Here is a 20119-nt window from a genome sequence, read left to right on the forward strand (position 1 = left end):
GGGCTGGAGTTTGAGTACGCGGCTGGGCCGGTTCTGGTTGCCGGTGCGCTCGCGCCGCGAGCCAGTCAGGACCTGGGCGAGCCTGACCGCGCTGGGGCGGTTCTGCGAGGCAGTGGGGTCCGAAGTTTGAGCGTCGAGTTCTAGCGTCGGTTGGGTTCGGCAAACACCCCCCAGCAATACAGGCTGTACGCGGATACGCCAAGCATGTGCATGATTTACCGTGGTCCCGTTTCCACTCTGTCCCTATGGAATGTGATGTAATGGCGCCATTATGAGTTCATATCCATAAAAGTTTGGCTCCGGAGGGACGATGTGAAGCCAAGCCATCTCGATTGGTTAAGTGACACTGGTGAACGGAAAACCACAACGTGCGGCCGCAATATCGAAATCTGGGCCTTGGATCCAGAAGATGACGCTGCGGTATTGTCGGCATGGGCCAAATACTTCCGTCAGCACTACATCACCGATGCGGACCTGCCGGTGATGGTCGATGGTACTGGGCTAACCAAAGCTGACTATCTGCGTACTATACTGCTGCCCGATGCCAAGACGACCCCAGGACCCAGCTTGCGCTCTGGGGACTTCGGCGAAATTCTCGTTGCTGATTACATTGAGTTCGTCCTAGGGTACTGGTGCCCACGTGAACTTCGCTATCAGGATCGATGGAATCGAAACGACTCTACCAAGGGCTGCGACGTCATTGGCTTCAGATTTGCAGTCGACGGCCAGGTCAGCCCTACGGACGAGCTTTTTATATTCGAATCAAAGTCCGGTATGACGAAAACGGAAGCGCATCGTCTCCAAGATGCCATCGATGACAGCATCAAGGACAAGCTACGGGAAGGCATGAGCCTCAACGCTATCAAACGACGATTTATTGATCGTGGAGCACTGGCAGATGCAGATCGAGTGAAGCGCTTTCAAAACCAAGCGGATCGCCCTTTTCGACGCATCAATGGGGCGGCAGCGATCCTAGATGACGATGTGTTCGCGCAAACCGATCTGACAGCTGCCGACGCTTCGGCGCATCCTAACGCCGGTAATCTTCGACTGATCGTTATTCGAGGTCCATCGCTTATGAAGCTTGTTCATGCTCTATACGAAAGGGCAGCAGATGAAGCCTGAAGCGAGTGCGCTCAACATCCTATCCACGACCCGCGCCAGGGCGAAACTGCACGAGTTTCGCGTTGCGCCTGAGGACTTCAACGCGCTCCCACGGGACCCTGCCATCCTCTTTGCGCTTGCGATCGGGATTCTTGGCGACGTGGCTGCCACCATTGCAGACGGCATTGGGGCTGAAGTGGGTGCTGAATTAGGCGAGCTACAGGTTCCTGTGGGCTGGAATGAGGGAGACGCGGACCCACAAGCTGCTCTCGGCTTCTCGTCGGTCTTTTTCGATGCCTTTCTTAATGCACAACTCGATACCGAACTGACATCCGAGTTCTCATTACTTTGTGCGGCGGCTTATTACGTTGCTGGCAATGTCGGTAGTGCCACCGTGATTGTTCGGCGAATGGAGCCTCCCGACACTGAGATCGCTGGCGGGCTGGGTTACCTCGCCTATTCGATCCTGAGAAACGACTTCGTTGCGATTGAGGTGCCCCACACCCATCGTGCAGTTACGTCGCGCCTTCTCGAAGCTCTCGGTCGCTTCTTTCGATTTGAGGGTGATATAGAGGCAATCGTCGAAGCTTGCAATCAGATGCGTGGCTACTTCTATAGTGCGGGATCACCTCGTGAACTGCTCTATGCGGACATCGTCATAGCAGTCTGCACGCTAAAGTTGCGCAACGCGGCACGGACGAAATTACCCCTCGCTTCCGGCCTTGAGTCAGAACTATGGCGCCCGGCGCTCAGCAAGCCCCATTTCCCGATTGAGCTTTGGCCCGCACAGCAAAGGATTGCTGATGCTGGTGTATTGTCTGGGCGGTCAGTCGTCATCCAGATGCCGACCAGCGCGGGCAAGACGCGTGCTACGGAACTGATCATTCGGTCAGCCTTTCTGTCGAGGCGCGCCAATCTCGCGATCATAGTCGCGCCGTATCGGTCGCTGTGCCACGATATTCGGAGCGATCTCGTAGCTGCCTTTTCTGGTGAGAATATCCGGCTCGACGAGGCCTCGGACTCCTATCAGTTTGATCTAGCGCTCGAAGCTCTGATTGCTGATGATTCTGTTCTAATCGTTACGCCGGAGAAGCTGCTGTACATGCTACGACGCGCGCCCGATCTCGCGGAAAGGATCGGTCTTGTCATTTATGACGAAGGCCACCAGTTCGATGGCATCACCCGTGGACCTACTTACGAACTGCTGCTGACGTCCCTGCGTATGGCATTGCCGGTTGCGGCGCAGATTGTTCTTATCTCGGCGGTGATCGGGAATGCTGCTGACGTGGCCGCTTGGCTTATTGGGGATGCACAGGCAGTTATTGGGGGTGATGGTCTCCTGCCAACTACCAAGAGCATCGCGTTCGCGAGCTGGCAAGATCAACGCGGTCGCTTAGAGTATGTGAAACCGCAGGATCCCGCAGAACGTGAGTTCTTTGTGCCGCGCGTAATCGCCGACACCGTTTTACCCTTGCGCGGACGTGAAAGGGCCGTGCGGCGGTTCCCTGAAAAAAATGGCGGTGACGTCGGGCTCTTCCTCGGTTTGCACGTCGTTCGCAATGGCAGCGTCGCTATCTTCTGCGGCCGCAAGGATAGCGTGACAAAGATCTGCTTGCGGGCGGTTGAGATTCTTGAGCGTGGATTGGATGTTGAATGGCCGATTGCATCCTCGGACGCAATGGAAGTCCACAAAATCCGTGCACTTTGTGAGCTTGAACTGGGGGCGGGAGCTTCGGCCACCCAAGCTGCGGCACTTGGGATCTTCGCGCATCACGCCGATACTCCGCATGGCATCCGCTTAGCGATCGAACATGCCATGAAAGAGGGGCTTGCGAGATTTGTCGTTTGCACCTCAACGCTGGCGCAAGGAGTGAATTTTCCACTCAAGTATCTAATCGTAACCTCAACTCAACAGGGCGGGGAGCCAATCCTTGTTCGTGACTTTCACAACCTGATGGGGAGAGCGGGCCGGGCGGGTATGCACACCGAAGGTAGTGTAATTTTCTCGACACCGACAATTTACGACCAGCGAAAGCAGTTTAGAGGGCGTTGGACCTGGGATCGCGCAGTTGAGCTGCTGGACGCCAAAAACTCCGAGCCGACGCGGAGTTCTATCCTAGCGTTGTTTGATCCGTATGAGCAGCGCACTCCACCCATTGTTCAGGAGATTCCGCTTGCTTGGCTGGATCTCGCTTTCGCTGACGCCACCAAATTCGACGAGGTTGTTGCATCTGCACGTGCTGTGCAACCCGCTATCAACGAACGCGAATTCCGACGTTTCATAGAGGGACGGGCACGTGCGGTGCAGCATATTGCTTCGTTTCTAATCGCGAACATGAGCTTTACCGACGGCGAAGATGCGGTTATGCGTATAGGTGAACTCATGGCCAACACTCTCGCTTATCATCTCGCAGATGAAGAGATACGGCCTCGCTTGATTGCGCTGTTCCGCTCCATTGGTCAATCCATCGCCGTGAATACCGATGACGGTATGCGAGCGCTTATTCGGCGGTCCCCATTACCACCAGCGGCAGTGGTCGAACTTCAAGCTTGGGTGGACGCAAATATCGAAGTGCTTCGGGACGCTGCTACCGAGGATCGCCTTTTCGATGAAGTCGCGCCGATTGCCTTAAGGTTCGCGACGTCTCGCGCGATCTGCACTATAAGCGTTCAGGATGTTATCCCTCGGACGTTGCGTGAATGGGTTTCGGGCCGATCTTATGCGACGATTTTCGAGACGCTTCATAAGGCTGGTGCGCGCGCGGGGCGAGATCGTGTCACGGTCGAGGACGCCGTTGCACTTTGCGAGAGCGGTTTCGGATACGACGTGGCAATGGTCGTAGCATCACTTGCCGATCTTACCGAGGGGCTTGATGAGGGGCTGCATTCTGCTGCCACACTTCTGCAAAAGCAGATCAAATATGGTTTGTCGGAAAGATCAGCAATTGCCTTCCATGAGGCTGGCTTTGCCGATCGTTATGTGGCGTCAGGGCTTGGTTTGCGGTGGGGACAGGCTATCGATCGTGCAGGGGTGCGTGCGGCTTGTCAGCAGGAGGAGTTAATGCGAGGTGCTCTTGCTCACTTACCGTCTTACTTCATAGCTGTCGCTGCTGAACATGGCGGATGGGTCTAGAGTGCCTTTCACTGCCGGGTACTTGATCCGCCATAGACTTGGGGACGGTGAGATTTCTATTCCACTGCATTTCTCTAGCCAAAGCTATTTCAGAGGCCATCACGCTAATTTCCACTAAGCAAAAAACTACAATGTCCGCTGAGCATCAGACGGCATCACCAAAGGCAGCTTGTTCCAGCACCTGATGCTGCCGCTGCCACCCCGGCATGTGACTAGCCACCAGCGCCCAGAAGGCCTTGGTATGGTTATTTTCCACCGTATGGCACAGCTCATGGAGGATGACGTAGTCCTGCACGCTGGCTGGCAGCTCCATCACCCGAGGATGAAACTCTAGGATGTGGTTTGCATCGCAACTCGCCCAACGGCTTTGGAAGTGACGAATACGGATACCGGCAGCCAGTAAGCCGGTTTCGCGCTGCCAGTGGCGCACACGTAGCGGTAGTTTCTCGTGAGCCCGCTCTCGATAGAACCGCTCCAGCAAGGGCATCAGCACTTCGGGAGGAATACTCAAACCATCAGGGTTATCAACGATAAAACGCGAGGCAGTGAAAGCTAACCGTGGTTTGAGCGCGTCTGGCACATGACGAACTTCAGTGTAATAGGTGCGCCCTGCATAGCGTAAGCGGCTACCCGTCACGATAGACTCACTAGCCAAAGGCTGATTCACCTGTGCCAATTTTTCCCGAATCCAACGTGCGCGGCGCAGCACCAAAGCCTCTTGCTCAGGTTCATCCACCTGCGGCCCTCGCAATAGAACGGGCCGCCCCCGTTCTACCGTCACGTAATGGCGCTTGAGTTTGCTATCGGGCTGGAAGTACCACTCGATAGCCGTTTGACCGTAATTCAATACTGGCATGGAGGACGCCGCGTCAGTTTTTCAGCAGGATATCGAAGATTCGCTTGGCGTGATCACGCGCCACTGAGCGCTCCCATCCCGCCAGAGGCATCAATACCCCACGCAGGTGGTCTCTAAAATCAGGGTGCGTATCCGGCATTTTCTTCCAGTTTTCAGTAGCCAGCGCACGGTTCAGCATTTCGTCTTCGAACAGCTTGGCCGTAGCCACTCTTGCCGTGTTCTCAGCCAGTAACGTACCAAGGTAGTGGTACACCGCTGAGTGCGCAGGCTTATTAAACCCGGTGTTGTCTTTGTCCTGAATCCGCTGGCTGAACAGCTCCAGTTGCTCTAGGAACTTGGCTTGAGTAATGCGACCGGCCTTTTCCTCTTCCAGCAGTTTTTCCAGCTCATCGGCTATCTTGTCGAAGAATGCTGGATCCTTGTCCTTGCCGGTGACGATGGTCTGCTTCAGCTGATTTTTCATCACCAGGGCGCGACTTCCAGGGCTCGCCAGTTTCTTTAGCCGCTCCATATCGCGGGCATCCAGAATCGACACCTCGTGGCCCAGCAGGCTCTTGGCCGGACTGGCAGCGATGTACTCATCCAGCAGCTGTTGCAGAAGCGCGGACTCCAGTTTGGTGATGCGTTCCTTGTAGGTACTGCCCGGAAGTTTGTCTCGCAGCATCAGGCGAATCTCACCTAGCAGGGTGAAATAGGGCTTGAAAGGAACTCCACGGACATCCGGTAGGATGATGTCCACAGAGCGGTTGAACTGTTTCACCAGATCGAGAAATTCTTCGACCATGTCCAACCGAGTGGCGGGGTCAAGGAAACGCTCGGCGTCGTCTTTGTAGGCCTCGCGCTGAACCACCGGGTCATGCTTTTTCGGCAGCAGCTTGAGAATACGGTCGAGCGTTGCTTGCAGTTTGGGCAGTTCGGTTTCAACCCCTTCCCAGACCTGTGAAGGCTTCACCTCGCCGCCATAAATCTTCAGCGCATGGTCAAGGTGCTCAACCACTCCATGGTAATCCACGATGTAACCGGCATTCTTGCCTGGGAGAGTACGGTTCACCCGTGCGATAGCCTGCAACAGGGTGTGCTCCTTAAGCGGCTTGTCGAGGTACATGGTGCCGACAATCGGAGCATCCCACCCGGTCAGTAGCATGTCTGAAACGATGATCAGCCCGACGTTGTTCGCCTGCGGCTTACCATCAAGCCCTTTACTTTCCTCACCGTAGGGCAGGGGAAACAGCTTGCTGACAAAATTTCCGATCTGCTCGGACGGCATGGCCACCGGGGTCTTTCCGGCTTTCACCTCGGCCTTGACCCGCTCCTCGATGCTGCGAATCTTGTCAGTCTCGATCCCGCATTCTGCCGCCTCTTCCATGGCAGAAGCCCCCGTACGGGAAGGGGTGATGCTGGCCAGGGAAATAACTACCTTGCTATCAACGGTTGGCAGTCCTTTTTGCCCCCGCTCGACCATGATTGCATCGATCAGATCCTTGTAGCGTACCGCCATATCGCGGCCATCGCACACCAGCATGGCCTTCAAGCCCTTGGCTTTTACGTTACTGAGGAAGTGCTCGACCAGATGCTCCGCGACCTGCTCCATGCGGTCACCGGCCTGGCGCCAGCGGCGCAGCAGTTCACGCTTTAACTCGTGCTGTCGAACCTCACTCTGGTCGGCAAACTGCTCTTTGAACGCGGCATCCAACTCAGCATTAGCCGACAGCGCAACCCAAGCATCCTGGTATTTGATCGGTAGGGTGGCGCCATCTGCCACCGCTTCTTGCAGGCGGTATTCGTCGATGTACGCACCACCACCAAACTCGCCCAATGTGTGTTTGTCCTCTTGCAGCAGCGGTGTACCGGTGAAAGCGATGAACTTGGCGTTGGGCAAGCTGGCGCGCATAAAGGCCGCGAGGAAGTCGTACTGGCTGCGGTGAGCTTCGTCGACCAGCACATAGAAATTAGACTTGGTACTCAGCACTCGGAAGTGCACTTTCTCCCGGCTGATCTCCTCCCACTGAGCCTTCACCGGCTCACCGTTCTCATCCACCTCCAAGTGGCGGATATTGCGCTCATGCGCAATATAGAAGTCCTTTTCCTCACGAATACGTCGGTGGCGGGTCGCTTGCAGCTCATCTTCTTCTTCGTCAGGAGTCTCAGCAGTCTGCTCACCGGGCTGGTCGTTCTCCTGAAACTTCTGCACCGTGCTGGTAAATACGCTGCCGTAGTCGTTGGATAACATCTTCACCAAGCCATCAACCGACACAGCATGAATGGCATTGATGCCCACCGCATGGAAGGTATCGAAGATCTGCTTATCTAGGTCTTTGCGGTCTGTCAGTACCAGCACGGTAGGGTTGTTCAACCCAGTACTATCGGCACGCAGCATTCGCGCGAGCAGGGCCATTGTCAGGGATTTGCCGCTACCCTGGGTATGCCAGACAACACCGCCCATGGGCTTTGGCGCGCACAGGCGATCCACCGTTTTGCACACAACCCGCCATTGTTGATAGCGCGGAAGCTTCTTCACAGTCTTGCCGTCACGGGTTTCGAACAGCACAAAATGAGTGATCAGTTGCAGGAAGCGACTCGGCTCGAACAGTGCCCACAGCAGGCTCTCCTGCTCACTGGGTGTATCGTCTAATAGGGCAGCAACAGCAGCAGTTTCCTGCGCCTGCAAACGAAAGCGGGCGTAATACGCTGGCTTGGTCAGGATCGCGCCATACAGCCCTTCACGCCGATTCAGCCCAACACAGACCTGGTTGAATACAAACTGGGTTGGGAAGGTGCTTTGGTAGCCATCCAATTGGCCCAAGGCTTCATCCAGGCGGTGATGGCTGGCTTTGCATTCGATGATGGCCAGGGGCAAGCCATTCACAAACAGCAGCAGGTCAGGGCGGAAAACATCCCCATCGGCATTGCGCCCCACGTACTGATCGACCACATGAAAGTCGTTGTTGCTGGCATCGTTGGCGTCGAAGAAGCGCACACTGCGCGGCTTACCTTCGACATCCTTCACCTGAATATCCGAACGATGCACCGCTTGTTCCCAGAACGCCTTGTTGGCGGGCAACAGCTCATCGTTGACGCGCTTATGTAGCTCGATCAGTGCCGCACTGATGCCACCGGGTGCGCTCGCCAGCCATGGGTTGAGGCCCAGCAGACGAACCTGCAACACATCATCCAGTACCGGTGCCAGATGGCGATGCTCAACTTGCACCCGGCTACCGGGCAGATGGGTATAACCCAGCTTGATCAACCAATTGATGGCGGGCAGCTCGACCCCGACCTTCTCTGGTGACTGGCTCATTGCTTACTCCTGCTCCCTGGAGGTTTCCCTCGGACGACTGCGATACCAAACCACCGTAGCGCCATTTTCGGCTTGGCTTTGCTTACGAATTTCAAACTGCTGCGACTCATGGATGACATGATGCCAACTCTCACAGCCATAACGCTTGGGCGTCTGCTCGGGGTAGGTCTTGGCAATCCAGTGAATGGCCTCCAAAAGAGGTGTCCACCCCGCCTGAGCCAGCTTGGCTTCCGCTTCACGCAAGCATGCAGTTACCCCGCTGCTGGGCCAGTGTACGATGACATCGACCCAGATGCCGTAGAAAACAGCATCTTCGTACTCTTTGGTTTGCATGAACGAAACCATCAGCTGTCGAGCCTCATCCATGGATTGAGCAGCCGCTCGTACTGCTGCAATTGCAACATACAGAGTCCAAGCTTGCGCTGCACGGTGCGCTGATGGTCAGGTACAGGATCCGAGGGCGGGGGGGGAATTTCGTCCATGAAGAAAGACTCAGCTTGGACCGCTAGAGCTATCGAGCTTGACCCGCCATTCGCCGGTTAGCAGCTTTTGCATCAGGCCACGCTTAATAGACTCAACAGCACATCGCTTCGTTTCAAGTACCTGACGTTTTGCATCAACGTCATCTAGAATCTGACTAATCTTCTGCTGCTCAGCTAACGGCGGCAGAGGAATAGTGATATTTGCCAGCGCGCTCAATCCAAGCGTTTTGTTTCGACCAGCCCCGCCTGGAGATGCCAATGAGAGCGAGGCGATTCCAGCTGGTGTGACCAAGTACCTATAGATGTAGGAAGTATCGGCCCGAGACCTGTCCACGGTGCATGTGATGTACCTATGCGAACCATAACGGCCATCATCTTCGGGCTTTGCTACAGCTACGGCACCTTCCCATGCAAACACATTTGAAAACAGAAGGTCTCCAGCTTTAATTTCGAATAGCCGCTTGTTGCCAACCTCAGAACCAAGCAGAGTTGGCTTATGAAATGTCCCCTTTCCATAAGAGCGCAGGCCCAGTTCGGGATATACCGCATCGGGGCAGATTTCTACCGGTCTTCGAATTAGCGGTGCAATATCGCCGAGCCGTATTACCTTCCACGTGGAAGGAATGTCCAGCGACAGCACTTCTTTAAATTCTGTATGAAGCACCCACTGACCACTGGCATCTTGGGTGCCCATACCCCTGCTGAATAGGGTTTGCATCAGGCCCTGTTTGAGGGTAAGGGTGGCTTCAGTCTGGCGGGTTATGAGGTCTAGCTTCTCGTCCAAGGCCGTGAGAATAGCAGCAATTTTCTGCTGTTCTGCGAGCGGAGGGGTCGTAAGCAATAGACCTTTTACGTCGGCCGAATTTACAGCGGGATAGTTGGAGCCAACCGTCAGTTTCTCGATTTGTGCATCCACTCCACCAGAGAGCAACGATTGATAGAGATACTCGGGGGACGCAATCTCTGCCCTTGCGCGAACAACAGCAAATCCAGTTGATGCAATCACATTGCCATCTACGCGACGCGCGAAGTAATGCCCCTTTAACTTAGGGCGGACGGTGGCAAACAAGATGTCCCCTGTTTTGATTTTGCGTCGCGCTCGTGAAGGGGCTTCAGAAAATTTGATATGGTCGTGACCACTAATCAACCGCCCAGAATCTACGTCGCCCAGGCTTATGTAGCGAAACGAGAAATCTGCGGCTGTCTTATTTGATAGAGATTCCGAATCAACATCCGCGAGCAATCCAACTTTCTCGACAGACCAGTCAGAAGGTATCCATCCAATCTCAGTCTCCTTGTATCCGGGCTTGTTGACCACGCTCATTCCTCATTCTCCAACAAGCCTAGTTCGGAGAAATAACCACTCAGCCGCGCATCAATTTGCGCTTCTTCCTCAGCCAGCATTGCCAATTGCGCCAAGGTGGCGGCCACATCTACAGCCTCTTCGGTCTCGCCGTTGTCTATATATCGGGCGATGTTGAGGTTGCCGTCGTTGCTTCGGATTTCGTCTAGCTTGACGACACGGCAGTAGTTCTCCACCTCAGTCTGCTGCTCGAACGCAGCCTTGTGAGTGCTAACGATACGAGTGACGTCTTCAACCCGCAGACTGTTCTGCACCTTGTTATCACCATAGTCGGCACTAGCGTCAATAATGATTACCTTGCCCTTCAGCGCCGGCGGCTTTTGCTTATTCAGAATTAGTACGCAAGCCGGAATGGGGGTGTTGTAGAACAACGCAGGTGGTAAGCCGACAATGGCTTCAATCAGATCTCCTGGCTGTTTTCCGTTGGCAGCGTCGGTGCCAAAGAGCAGTCCATTGCGAATCTTTCCTTCCTCGCCACTGCGGAACAGAACGCCATGGGGCAAGATAATTCCCATACGACCATCCGCTTTAAGGCTTGCCAGCATATGCTGAGCGAAGGCTAGGTCGGCAAAGCTACGTGGAGGGATACCATAGACCAACCGACCATAAGGATCACTGACCTGCTTGTAGTTGGGGGCTTTGGCCTTCTTGCCATTTTCCTGCTCGTTCTCGTTGCTTAGCTCCAGCGGAGTCCACCAGGACTTTGCCGAGAAGGGCGGATTGGCAATAACCCGGTCGAATGTCTTCAGATAGTCGCCGTCCAGGTGCTTAGGCTCCACCAAGGTGTCGCCACGCTCAATGGAGGCATGCATGTTGTGTAGGTAAAGATTGAGCTTGGCGATAGCCCAGGTGCCCAGGTTCCTTTCCTGTCCGTACAGCAGTACATTGGGTTTCCCCATCAGGGTGCCATTGGGCAAATCAGATACATGATGGGCGCTTTCCACCAGCATGCCGCCACTGCCGCAGGTGGGGTCATACACGCTGTGGCCGGGTTGCGGATCGATTAGCTCAACCACCAATTGCACCACGGCCTTGGGCGTATAGAACTCACCGCCTTTTTTACCGGCGTCGTCGGCAAACTGCTTGATCAGATATTCGTAGGCATCGCCCAGCATGTCGGCTTTGTACAGGTCGTCATTGCCCAGCTTGTACTGGTTAAAGTGACGTAGCAGGCGCTGCAATGTGGCATCCGCCAATACCCGCTTGTCACCGTACTGCGTAGCCGTCAGAACGTGTTGCAGCTCAGGGTTGTTGGCCTCGATGGTCGCGAATGCCTTATCCAGCGCCTCGCCGATATTTTCGGTGCGCGAGATCAAATCGAACCAGCGAGCACTGATCGGAAACTTGCCCCATTTGTCCTCGATCTCATCCTGGGCATCGCCATAGCTCAGGCTTTCGTCCTTCATCAGCTTAGCGACGCGCTCGTCGAAGACGTCGTTGTAACGTTTTAGGAAGAGCAGGCCGAAAATGTAGTTCTTGAAGTCGGAGGAGTCGATGGAACCACGCAGGATGTTCGCGGATTCCCAGAGCCAGGACTCCAGCGTTTCGAGTGACAGCTTGTCAGTCATGGGTAAATCAATCCCTATAAAAAGTACGACGCCCAGCACCTAGCGATTGCTGCCATGGCGCATGGGTACACCAGAAAAGTGGGCTTGATTGTACAAGTCAACGCCATCTGGAGCCCGAAAATTCATCTCGTTTCGTCGCTCCCTATCAAACGAGCATCGCCGTCTAGAGAACAAAAAAAGGGCTGCCAAATGGCAGCCCTTTTTGGTGCATCCGTTTCACGCTTAGTGAGAGGGTTTCACGGATTAGAGATTTTGAGCGAGCAGGGCAATCAGTCCCAGCTCAGAGCACCACCGGTCTGATACTCAATCACGCGAGTCTCGAAGAAGTTCTTCTCCTTCTTCAAGTCCATGATCTCGCTCATCCATGGGAACGGGTTGGTGGTCCCTGGATACTCTTCTTTCAGGCCGATCTGGGTCAGGCGGCGGTTGGCGATGAACTTGAGGTAGTCCTCCATCATCGCTGCGTTCATGCCCAGCACGCCGCGTGGCATGGTGTCACGGGCGTATTCGATCTCCAGCTGGGTACCCTGAAGGATCATCTGGGTTGCTTCTTCCTTCATCGCGGCATCCCACAGGTGTGGGTTCTCGATCTTGATCTGGTTGATCACGTCGATGCCGAAGTTCAGGTGCATGGACTCGTCGCGCAGGATGTACTGGAACTGCTCGGCGACGCCGGTCATCTTGTTGCGGCGGCCCATGGAGAGGATCTGGGTGAAGCCGCAGTAGAAGAAGATGCCTTCCAGGACGCAGTAGTAGGCGATCAGGTTGCGCAGCAGCTCTTTGTCGGTCTCGACGGTACCGGTGTTGAACTCGGGGTCGGAGATGGCGCGGGTGTACTTCAGGCCCCAGGCTGCCTTTTTAGCGACCGACGGGATCTCGTGGTACATGTTGAAGATCTCACCCTCATCCATGCCCAGCGACTCGATGCAGTACTGGTAGGCGTGGGTGTGGATCGCCTCTTCGAAGGCCTGGCGCAGGATGTACTGGCGGCACTCGGGGTTGGTGATCAGGCGGTACACGGCCAGGGCCAGGTTATTGGCCACCAGGGAGTCGGCGGTGGAGAAGAAGCCGAGGTTGCGCATGACGATGCGGCGCTCGTCTTCGGTCAGGCCGTCCATGCTCTTCCACAGGGCGATGTCCGCGGTCATGTTGACCTCTTGCGGCATCCAGTGGTTGGCGCAGCCGTCGAGGTACTTCTGCCAAGCCCAGTCGTACTTGAACGGGACCAGCTGGTTGAGGTCGGCGCGGCAGTTGATCATGCGCTTTTCGTCAACGCGAACGCGGGCGGAGGAGCCTTCGAGTTCGGCCAGGCCTTCGGCGATGTCGAGTTCGTTCAGGGCGGCTTTGGCGCGCTTGACGGCTTCGGAGTCGTCGGCGGTCGCTGCACGGGCTTCCTGGGCTGCGGCGTCACCGGCGCTGTCCAGTTTGTCGAGGGTGGCGGCGGCATTGGCCTGTGCGGGGGTGGCGCCTTTGGCGGCGACTTCACCGTCTTCCTTGTCGAATTCGTCCCAGCTCAGCATGGTCCTGGCTCCTGCTAGAGGGTTGCGCGGGGCAACCGATTGGATTTTAAAAAAGGTGACGCCTGCAAGGCCCGAAAGGGCGATATGGCAGGCAGTGAGCGCGTGCGCTCGTCACGTTTGAAGGTGTCGGGTCAGCGTCTGTCCGTGCCTCGGGGGAGGGGCCAGGACGCTTGAATACAGTGTGGCAACGATAAAACGTGCGGGCCGGCCAAGCGGTTGGGTACGGCTTGTGTCACGCAGTCGATCATTGGCTAAACCCTTTTTCGAGGGGGGCGAAGTATAACGGAATTCGCTACCGATCGGAGCGACGCTGGGCCGGTCTGCTGTAATTTTTCGACCGGTATCAGGCGCGTCCGTTCACGAATCACGCGTCGTTTCCACGGGGAAGGAGTTTAGCGGAAAAGTCGCAGATGTGGTGTCTGATTTTTTGATCCAGCACAAAATATTGTGTTTTTGAGGGCTGGCGGGCGGGATCGAAAAAACCGCACCCGGAAGGTCTTGGCCTCCCGGGCGGGGCTTAGCGGCAGCGGTTGCGCAACGTCTGGACGATGTGCGTCCTGGGGTTGTTGCGCGCCTCTTCGACCGTGGTGAAACGACCGGTTTCGGCATTGCGGCCAATCTTGCGAGTTGCAGGTTTCTTCCGAGCCATCGTGATGTCTTCCGTGTGGGTCAGTGAAGCGCCAAGCCCTGGAATCCAGGGTATGGGGCAGCACTGTTTTATCCCTTCGCGAAAGCGACGTGCAGAGGGCAGTGTCTCTCGATGACGCAGATACAAAAATGCCGCAAGCGGCGCCTGAAGGCACCTCCCGCGGCATGGAGTGTTACTGGCAGGCTTCGCAGTCTGGCTCGTCGATCGCGCAGGCCTTCGGCACTGGGGCTGGGCCCGCCGCCTGGACCGGGGCGCTGTCGCCGCCGCTGGAAACGGCGTTGAGCTTGCCGGTGTTGATGGTCGACTTCTCGGTGCTGGTGGCGGCCAGGGCGCGGAGGTAGTAGGTGGTCTTCAGGCCACGGTACCAAGCCATGCGATAGGTCACGTCCAGCTTCTTGCCCGAGGCGCCGGCGATGTACAGGTTCAGCGACTGGGCCTGGTCGATCCACTTCTGGCGACGGGAGGCGGCGTCGACGATCCACTTGGTCTCGACTTCGAACGCGGTGGCGTACAGGTCCTTGAGCTCTTGCGGGATACGCTCGATCTGCTGAACCGAACCGTCGTAGTACTTCAGGTCGTTGATCATGACCGAGTCCCACAGGCCACGGGCCTTCAGGTCGCGAACCAGATACGGGTTGATCACGGTGAACTCGCCTGACAGGTTCGATTTGACGTACAGGTTCTGGTACGTCGGCTCGATCGACTGCGAGACACCGGTGATGTTGGCGATGGTCGCGGTCGGCGCGATGGCCATGATGTTCGAGTTGCGGATGCCTTTCTTGACGCGCTCGCGGACAGGGGCCCAGTCCAGGGACTCTTCCAGGTTGACGTCGATGTACTTGGCGCCACGGGCCTCGATCAGGATCTGCTGGCTGTCCAGCGGCAGGATGCCCTTGGACCACAGGGAGCCTTCGAAGGTCTGGTACGCGCCACGCTCGTCGGCCAGATCACAGGAGGCCTGGATGGCGAAGTAGCTGACCGCTTCCATCGACTTGTCGGCGAACTCGACGGCAGCGTCCGAGCCGTACGGGATGTGCTGCAGGTACAGCGCATCCTGGAAGCCCATGATGCCCAGGCCGACCGGACGGTGCTTGACGTTCGAGTTCTGTGCTTGCGGCACCGAGTAGTAGTTGATGTCGATCACGTTGTCGAGCATGCGCACGGCGGTCTTGACGGTACGCGCCAGTTTCGCGGTGTCCAGCTTGCCATCGACAATGTGGTTCGGCAGGTTGATCGAACCCAGGTTGCACACGGCGATTTCATCGGCGTTGGTGTTCAGGGTGATCTCGGTGCACAGGTTCGAGCTGTGGACCACGCCCACGTGCTGCTGCGGCGAGCGCAGGTTGCATGGGTCCTTGAAGGTCAGCCATGGGTGGCCGGTCTCGAACAGCATCGACAGCATCTTGCGCCACAGGTCTTTGGCCTGGACGGTCTTGAACACCTTGATCTTGTTGTACTCGGTCAGGGCTTCGTAGTACTCGTAGCGCTCTTCGAAGGCCTTGCCGGTCAGGTCGTGCAGATCCGGCACTTCCGAAGGCGAGAACAGGGTCCACTTGCCGTCGTCGAAGACGCGTTTCATGAACAGGTCCGGGATCCAGTTGGCGGTGTTCATGTCGTGGGTACGGCGACGGTCGTCACCGGTGTTCTTGCGCAGCTCGAGGAATTCCTCGATGTCCAGGTGCCAGGTTTCCAGGTAGGCGCAGACCGCGCCCTTGCGCTTGCCGCCCTGGTTGACCGCGACGGCGGTGTCGTTGACGACCTTCAGGAACGGCACGACGCCTTGCGACTTGCCGTTGGTGCCCTTGATGTACGAGCCCAGGGCACGTACCGGGGTCCAGTCGTTGCCCAGACCGCCGGCAAACTTGGACAGCATGGCGTTGTCGTGGATGGCCTTGTAGATGCCCGACAGGTCATCCGGCACGGTGGTCAGGTAGCAGCTCGACAGCTGCGGACGCAGGGTACCGGCGTTGAACAGGGTCGGGGTCGAAGCCATGTAGTCGAACGAGGAGAGCAGGTTGTAGAACTCGATCGCACGGGCTTCTTTGTCTTTTTCCTGCAGCGCCAGGCCCATGGCCACGCGCATGAAGAAGACCTGTGGCAGCTCGAAGCGCACGCCATCCTTGTGGATGAAGTAGCGGTCGTACAGGGTCTGCAGGCCCAGGTAGGTGAACTGCTGGTCACGCTCGTGTTCGATGGCCTTGCCCAGACGCTCCAGGTCATAGCCTTTGAGGGCAGGGTCGAGCAGCTCGAACTCGACGCCTTTCTCGACATAGGCCGGCAGGGCCTTGGCGTACAGGTCGGCCATCTCGTGGTGGGTGGCGCTGTCGGTCACGCCCAGGAAGCCCAGGGCCTCTGCACGCAGGGTGTCCATCAGCAGGCGGGCGGTGACGAAGGAGTAGTTCGGCTCGCGCTCGACCAGGGTGCGCGCGGTCATCACCAGGGCGGTGTTGACGTCCTTGATGGCCACGCCGTCGTACAGGTTTTTCAGGGTGTCGCGCTGGATCAGCTCGCCATCGACTTCGGCCAGGCCTTCGCAGGCTTCGCTGATGATGGTGTTCAGGCGCGCCATGTCCAGCGGCGCCAGGCTGCCGTCGGCCAGGGTGATGCGGATGCTTGGGTGCGGCTCGACAACGGAGTCGGTGTTGGCGCGGGTGGCACGCTCCTTGGCGCGCTGCTCGCGGTAGATCACGTAGTCACGGGCGACTTTCTGCTCGCCGGCGCGCATCAGGGCCAGTTCGACCTGGTCCTGGATTTCCTCGATGTGGATGGTGCCACCCGATGGCATACGACGCTTGAAGGTCGCGGTGACCTGTTCGGTCAGGCGAGCGACGGTGTCGTGGATGCGCGACGAGGCGGCGGCGGTGCCGCCTTCAACTGCGAGGAACGCCTTGGTGATGGCCACGGTGATCTTGTCGTCGGTGTAGGGGACGACAGTACCGTTACGCTTGATCACGCGCAGTTGACCGGGTGCGGTCGCGGCCAGATCCTGGTTCGAATCGGCGGCCTGCGGCACCTTGGCCTGCGGGTTCTCGCGAGTTGTGTCGGTTTGCATGGGTGGGTGTCTCCACAGTTTCTATATTGTTCAGGCGCCTTTGGGGCGCCCACCGTTCCATCCACTAGCCTGATGGCCCTGAGCGGGGACGCGCATGCACGCGTAACCGCCCGCTCGGGCGTACCGACTTCGGGACAGACTCAGGAATAAGGGGCAATAACCTGCCGCTCCCTGGCCGAAGTCAAAGGTTTTGGGCCAGGCCCAAAAACTGTTGCTGATGAGTGTCAGGCCTGGCCTGCAACACTCATACCCGAACAAGGCCCTGGGTGGGCTTGCCTCGGTCGCCTCCGCAGGAGCGGTTTGGCTGCTGGAATCACGTTAAGTTCAGCCAGAAAAATCGCTTGAACTTCTCTGTTGACTTGTGTTTGTGATTTTGCTCGAACCCCAATATCTAGTGGTTCGCTGCGATGGGGATACAAGATAATGCGGTCTTAGGGGCTTTGCAAGGCGAGCGCCTGTGGATAACTTGTGCGTACTTTGTGTGTGATCCGTGGGTATTCGCTGTAGGCCTTGTCCTAACTGGCCTTCACTTTTTTTCTGCGTCCCGATGCCCTGTCGCGGATTTTTTCGGGCGCGAACCCTATCACAAAAACCACTCCCGTCGAGGGCCTGCGACCGGCGGCTCGGCGTGGTTGGCAGGGGCAGGGACGAGACGTAGTATCCGCGGGCAATGTTGCCTTTTGGTGAAGGATGGTTGTCTGGCCCGATGCGATCGTCGGTCGCACACCGCAACGCCAGCAGGTGGCTTCAGAACAAGAATAAACAGTGAAGGCGGACCATGGACCAGCCCAACAACCGGATATTGATCGTCGAGGACGACCAGCGACTGGCGGAGCTTACCGCCGAGTACCTGCAGGCCAACGGCTACGAGGTGGCGGTGGAGGGTGACGGCGGTCGGGCGGCGCGGCGCATCATCGACAGCCAGCCGGACCTGGTGATCCTGGACCTGATGCTGCCCGGCGAAGATGGCCTGAGCATCTGCCGGCGTGTACGCGGCCAGTACGCTGGTCCCATTCTCATGCTCACCGCCCGCAGCGATGAACTGGACCAGGTCCAGGGCCTGGACATGGGCGCCGACGACTATGTCTGCAAACCGGTGCGCCCGCGTCTGCTGCTGGCCCGCATCACCGCCTTGCTGCGGCGCAGCGAAGCGCCGGAAAGCAAGCGTCAGGAACTGCAGTTTGGCCCATTGCGCATCGACAACCGCCTGCGCGAGGCCTGGCTGGGCGAGCAGGCGATCGAACTGACCGGCGCGGAGTTCGACCTGCTCTGGCTGTTGACCAGCAATGCCGGGCGGGTGCTGTCCCGCGAGGAGATCTTCACCTCCCTGCGCGGCGTCGGCTACGACGGCCAGGACCGTTCGATCGATGTGCGTATTTCCAAGATCCGCCCCAAGATCGGCGACGATCCGATCCATCCGCGGCTGATCAAGACCCTGCGCAGCAAAGGCTACCTGTTCGTCGGCGAGGCCGCCCAGGCAGCGGCCCCATGAATTCGATCTTCCTGCGCATCTACGGCGGCATGCTCGCCGTGCTGGTGTTGGTGGCGGTGCTTGGCGTGCTCAGCCTGCACCTGGTCAATCAAGTGCGCGCCGAACAGCACCGTGAAGGGCTGGCCCAGGGCACCTTCAGTCTCATGGCGGACAACCTGGCCCTGCAGGATCCGGTGGAGCGCAAGCGCTCGTTGTTGATTTGGGAACGCCTGCTCGGCGTGCCGTTGGACCTGCAGCCTTCCTCGGCCTTCACTCTGGACGGCGGCCAGCGCACGCGCCTGCGCCGAGGCCTGGTGGTGGTGGTGGAGACCGGCCCGCACACCGTGCGCGTCTTGCGCCAGATCGGCGATGAAGACCAACTGCTGGTGGCCCAGGTCAAGCAGGTCAGCGAACAGTTGGCCCGCGCCACGCTCTACCTGCTGGCCGATGAACTGGTGCGTTACCCGGTCACCGAGCAGCAACGACGCCTGGCCGAGATCAGCAAGAGCAAGGGCTTTGGCTTCGACATCGCCCTGCAACGCTTGGAGCGGGCGGGTCTGGACGACGACCAGCGGCGCCGGGTGGAGGAGGGCGACACGGTGATGGCGCTGGGCAAGGATGGCGATTCGGTGCGGGTGTTCTCCGGATTGACCGGCTCGCCCTGGGTGTTGGAGATCGGGCCGTTGCATCAGCTCAACCCGTATCCACCGCAATTGCTGGTCCTCATCGCCTTCCTTGGCCTGTGCCTGATCGGCCTGGTGGTCTACCTGTTGGTGCGTCAGTTGGAGCGACGTCTGTCGGGGCTGGAGGTCGCCGCCACACGCATCGCCCAGGGCAGCCTGGAGACCCGCGTGCCTGCAGGCGACGCCGACTCGGTAGGACGCCTGGCCGAGGCCTTCAATGGCATGGCGGAACACCTGCAGCGCTCATTGACCATGCAGCGCGAACTAGTGCGGGCTGTGTCCCACGAATTGCGCACGCCCGTGGCGCGTCTGCGCTTTGGCCTTGAGATGCTCGAGAGCGCCAGCACCGAGCAGGCCAGGGCCAAGCACTTGGCCGGCATGGACAGTGACATCCAGGACCTGGACAACCTGGTGGATGAAATGCTGACCTATGCCCGCCTGGAGCAGGGCACCCCGGCCCTGAAGTTCCAGGCCGTGGACCTCGACGCGCTGCTCGAGCGCGTGATCCAGGAGCTGTCGCCGTTGCGGGCCGAGGTCAAGGTGGTGCGCGGGGACTGCCAGGGCGCGGATGCGACAGGCGCTTGGGTCGATGCCGAACCCCGTTACCTGCACCGGGCGCTGCAGAACCTGGTGGGCAATGCCATGCGCCATGCCGAATCCCAGGTCAGGATGAGCTATCAGTTGGGCCAGGAGCGCTGCCGCATCGATGTGGAAGACGATGGGCCCGGAATTCCCGAAGGGGTCTGGGATCGCATTTTCACCCCCTTCACCCGTCTCGACGACAGCCGTACCCGCGCCTCCGGCGGCCATGGCCTGGGGTTGTCTATCGTGCGCCGGATCATCTATTGGCACGGTGGCCGGGCCATGGTCGGGCGCAGCGAAGCGTTGGGCGGGGCCTGCTTCAGCCTGATCTGGCCGAGCAGCCAGGCACAGGTTTAGG

12 protein-coding genes are annotated in these 20119 nt (G+C 58.0%); 4 read left to right on the plus strand and 8 right to left on the minus strand.

Annotated features, from left to right (window positions below; genetic code table 11):
• The first annotated feature begins 312 nt into the window (after positions 1-312).
• Positions 313-1125: a hypothetical protein gene (locus tag IEC33019_RS01390; protein WP_099592792.1), complete on the plus strand. Its 813-nt coding sequence runs from the start codon at positions 313-315 to the stop codon at positions 1123-1125.
• A complete protein-coding gene (locus tag IEC33019_RS01395) occupies positions 1091-4237 on the plus strand; it encodes a DEAD/DEAH box helicase (RefSeq protein ID WP_172959793.1) in 3147 nt (1048 codons plus the stop codon). The genes IEC33019_RS01390 and IEC33019_RS01395 overlap by 35 nt, the downstream gene beginning before the upstream one ends.
• A 145-nt stretch (positions 4238-4382) precedes the next feature.
• On the opposite strand, the gene IEC33019_RS01400 is transcribed toward IEC33019_RS01395, so the two are convergent.
• From IEC33019_RS01400 to IEC33019_RS01430, 8 genes are all read right to left on the minus strand, one after another.
• Positions 4383-5093 (minus strand): YgjP family zinc-dependent metalloprotease, encoded by a 711-nt coding sequence (locus IEC33019_RS01400; RefSeq protein ID WP_099592794.1) that lies wholly within the window; start codon positions 5091-5093, stop codon positions 4383-4385.
• A gap of 13 nt (positions 5094-5106) precedes the next feature.
• The gene (locus tag IEC33019_RS01405) at positions 5107-8391 is read right to left on the minus strand and encodes a type I restriction endonuclease subunit R (RefSeq protein WP_099592796.1); all 3285 of its coding nucleotides are present in this window, start codon (positions 8389-8391) and stop codon (positions 5107-5109) included.
• A 3-nt stretch (positions 8392-8394) separates the two neighbouring features.
• Positions 8395-8724 (minus strand): OST-HTH/LOTUS domain-containing protein, encoded by a 330-nt coding sequence (locus tag IEC33019_RS01410; RefSeq protein WP_250169414.1) that lies wholly within the window; start codon positions 8722-8724, stop codon positions 8395-8397.
• Between the two features lie 159 nt (positions 8725-8883).
• Positions 8884-10197: a restriction endonuclease subunit S gene (locus tag IEC33019_RS01415; protein WP_099592799.1), complete on the minus strand. Its 1314-nt coding sequence runs from the start codon at positions 10195-10197 to the stop codon at positions 8884-8886.
• Complete coding sequence (locus tag IEC33019_RS01420; RefSeq protein WP_172959794.1) at positions 10194-11804, minus strand: type I restriction-modification system subunit M; 1611 nt, start codon at positions 11802-11804, stop codon at positions 10194-10196. The genes IEC33019_RS01415 and IEC33019_RS01420 overlap by 4 nt, the downstream gene beginning before the upstream one ends.
• 269 nt (positions 11805-12073) lie before the next feature.
• A complete protein-coding gene (locus IEC33019_RS01425) occupies positions 12074-13324 on the minus strand; it encodes a ribonucleotide-diphosphate reductase subunit beta (protein ID WP_070091759.1) in 1251 nt (416 codons plus the stop codon).
• Between the two features lie 517 nt (positions 13325-13841).
• Positions 13842-13973 carry a hypothetical protein gene (locus IEC33019_RS27960; protein WP_256544354.1) on the minus strand — a complete coding sequence of 44 codons (132 nt, stop codon included), beginning with the start codon at positions 13971-13973 and terminating at the stop codon, positions 13842-13844.
• Positions 13974-14145: 172 nt separating this feature from the next.
• A complete protein-coding gene (locus IEC33019_RS01430; protein ID WP_070091758.1) occupies positions 14146-17025 on the minus strand; it encodes a ribonucleoside-diphosphate reductase subunit alpha in 2880 nt (959 codons plus the stop codon).
• 778 nt (positions 17026-17803) lie between these two features.
• Between IEC33019_RS01430 and IEC33019_RS01435 the strand changes: the two genes are divergently transcribed.
• Both IEC33019_RS01435 and IEC33019_RS01440 read left to right on the plus strand, forming a co-directional pair.
• Complete coding sequence (locus tag IEC33019_RS01435; protein ID WP_070091757.1) at positions 17804-18517, plus strand: response regulator transcription factor; 714 nt, start codon at positions 17804-17806, stop codon at positions 18515-18517.
• A complete protein-coding gene (locus IEC33019_RS01440; protein ID WP_070091756.1) occupies positions 18514-20118 on the plus strand; it encodes an ATP-binding protein in 1605 nt (534 codons plus the stop codon). Before IEC33019_RS01435 ends, IEC33019_RS01440 begins: the two co-directional genes overlap by 4 nt.
• The last annotated feature ends 1 nt before the right edge of the window (position 20119 follow it).

Source organism: Pseudomonas putida (assembly GCF_002741075.1).
Classification (GTDB): domain Bacteria; phylum Pseudomonadota; class Gammaproteobacteria; order Pseudomonadales; family Pseudomonadaceae; genus Aquipseudomonas; species Aquipseudomonas putida_T.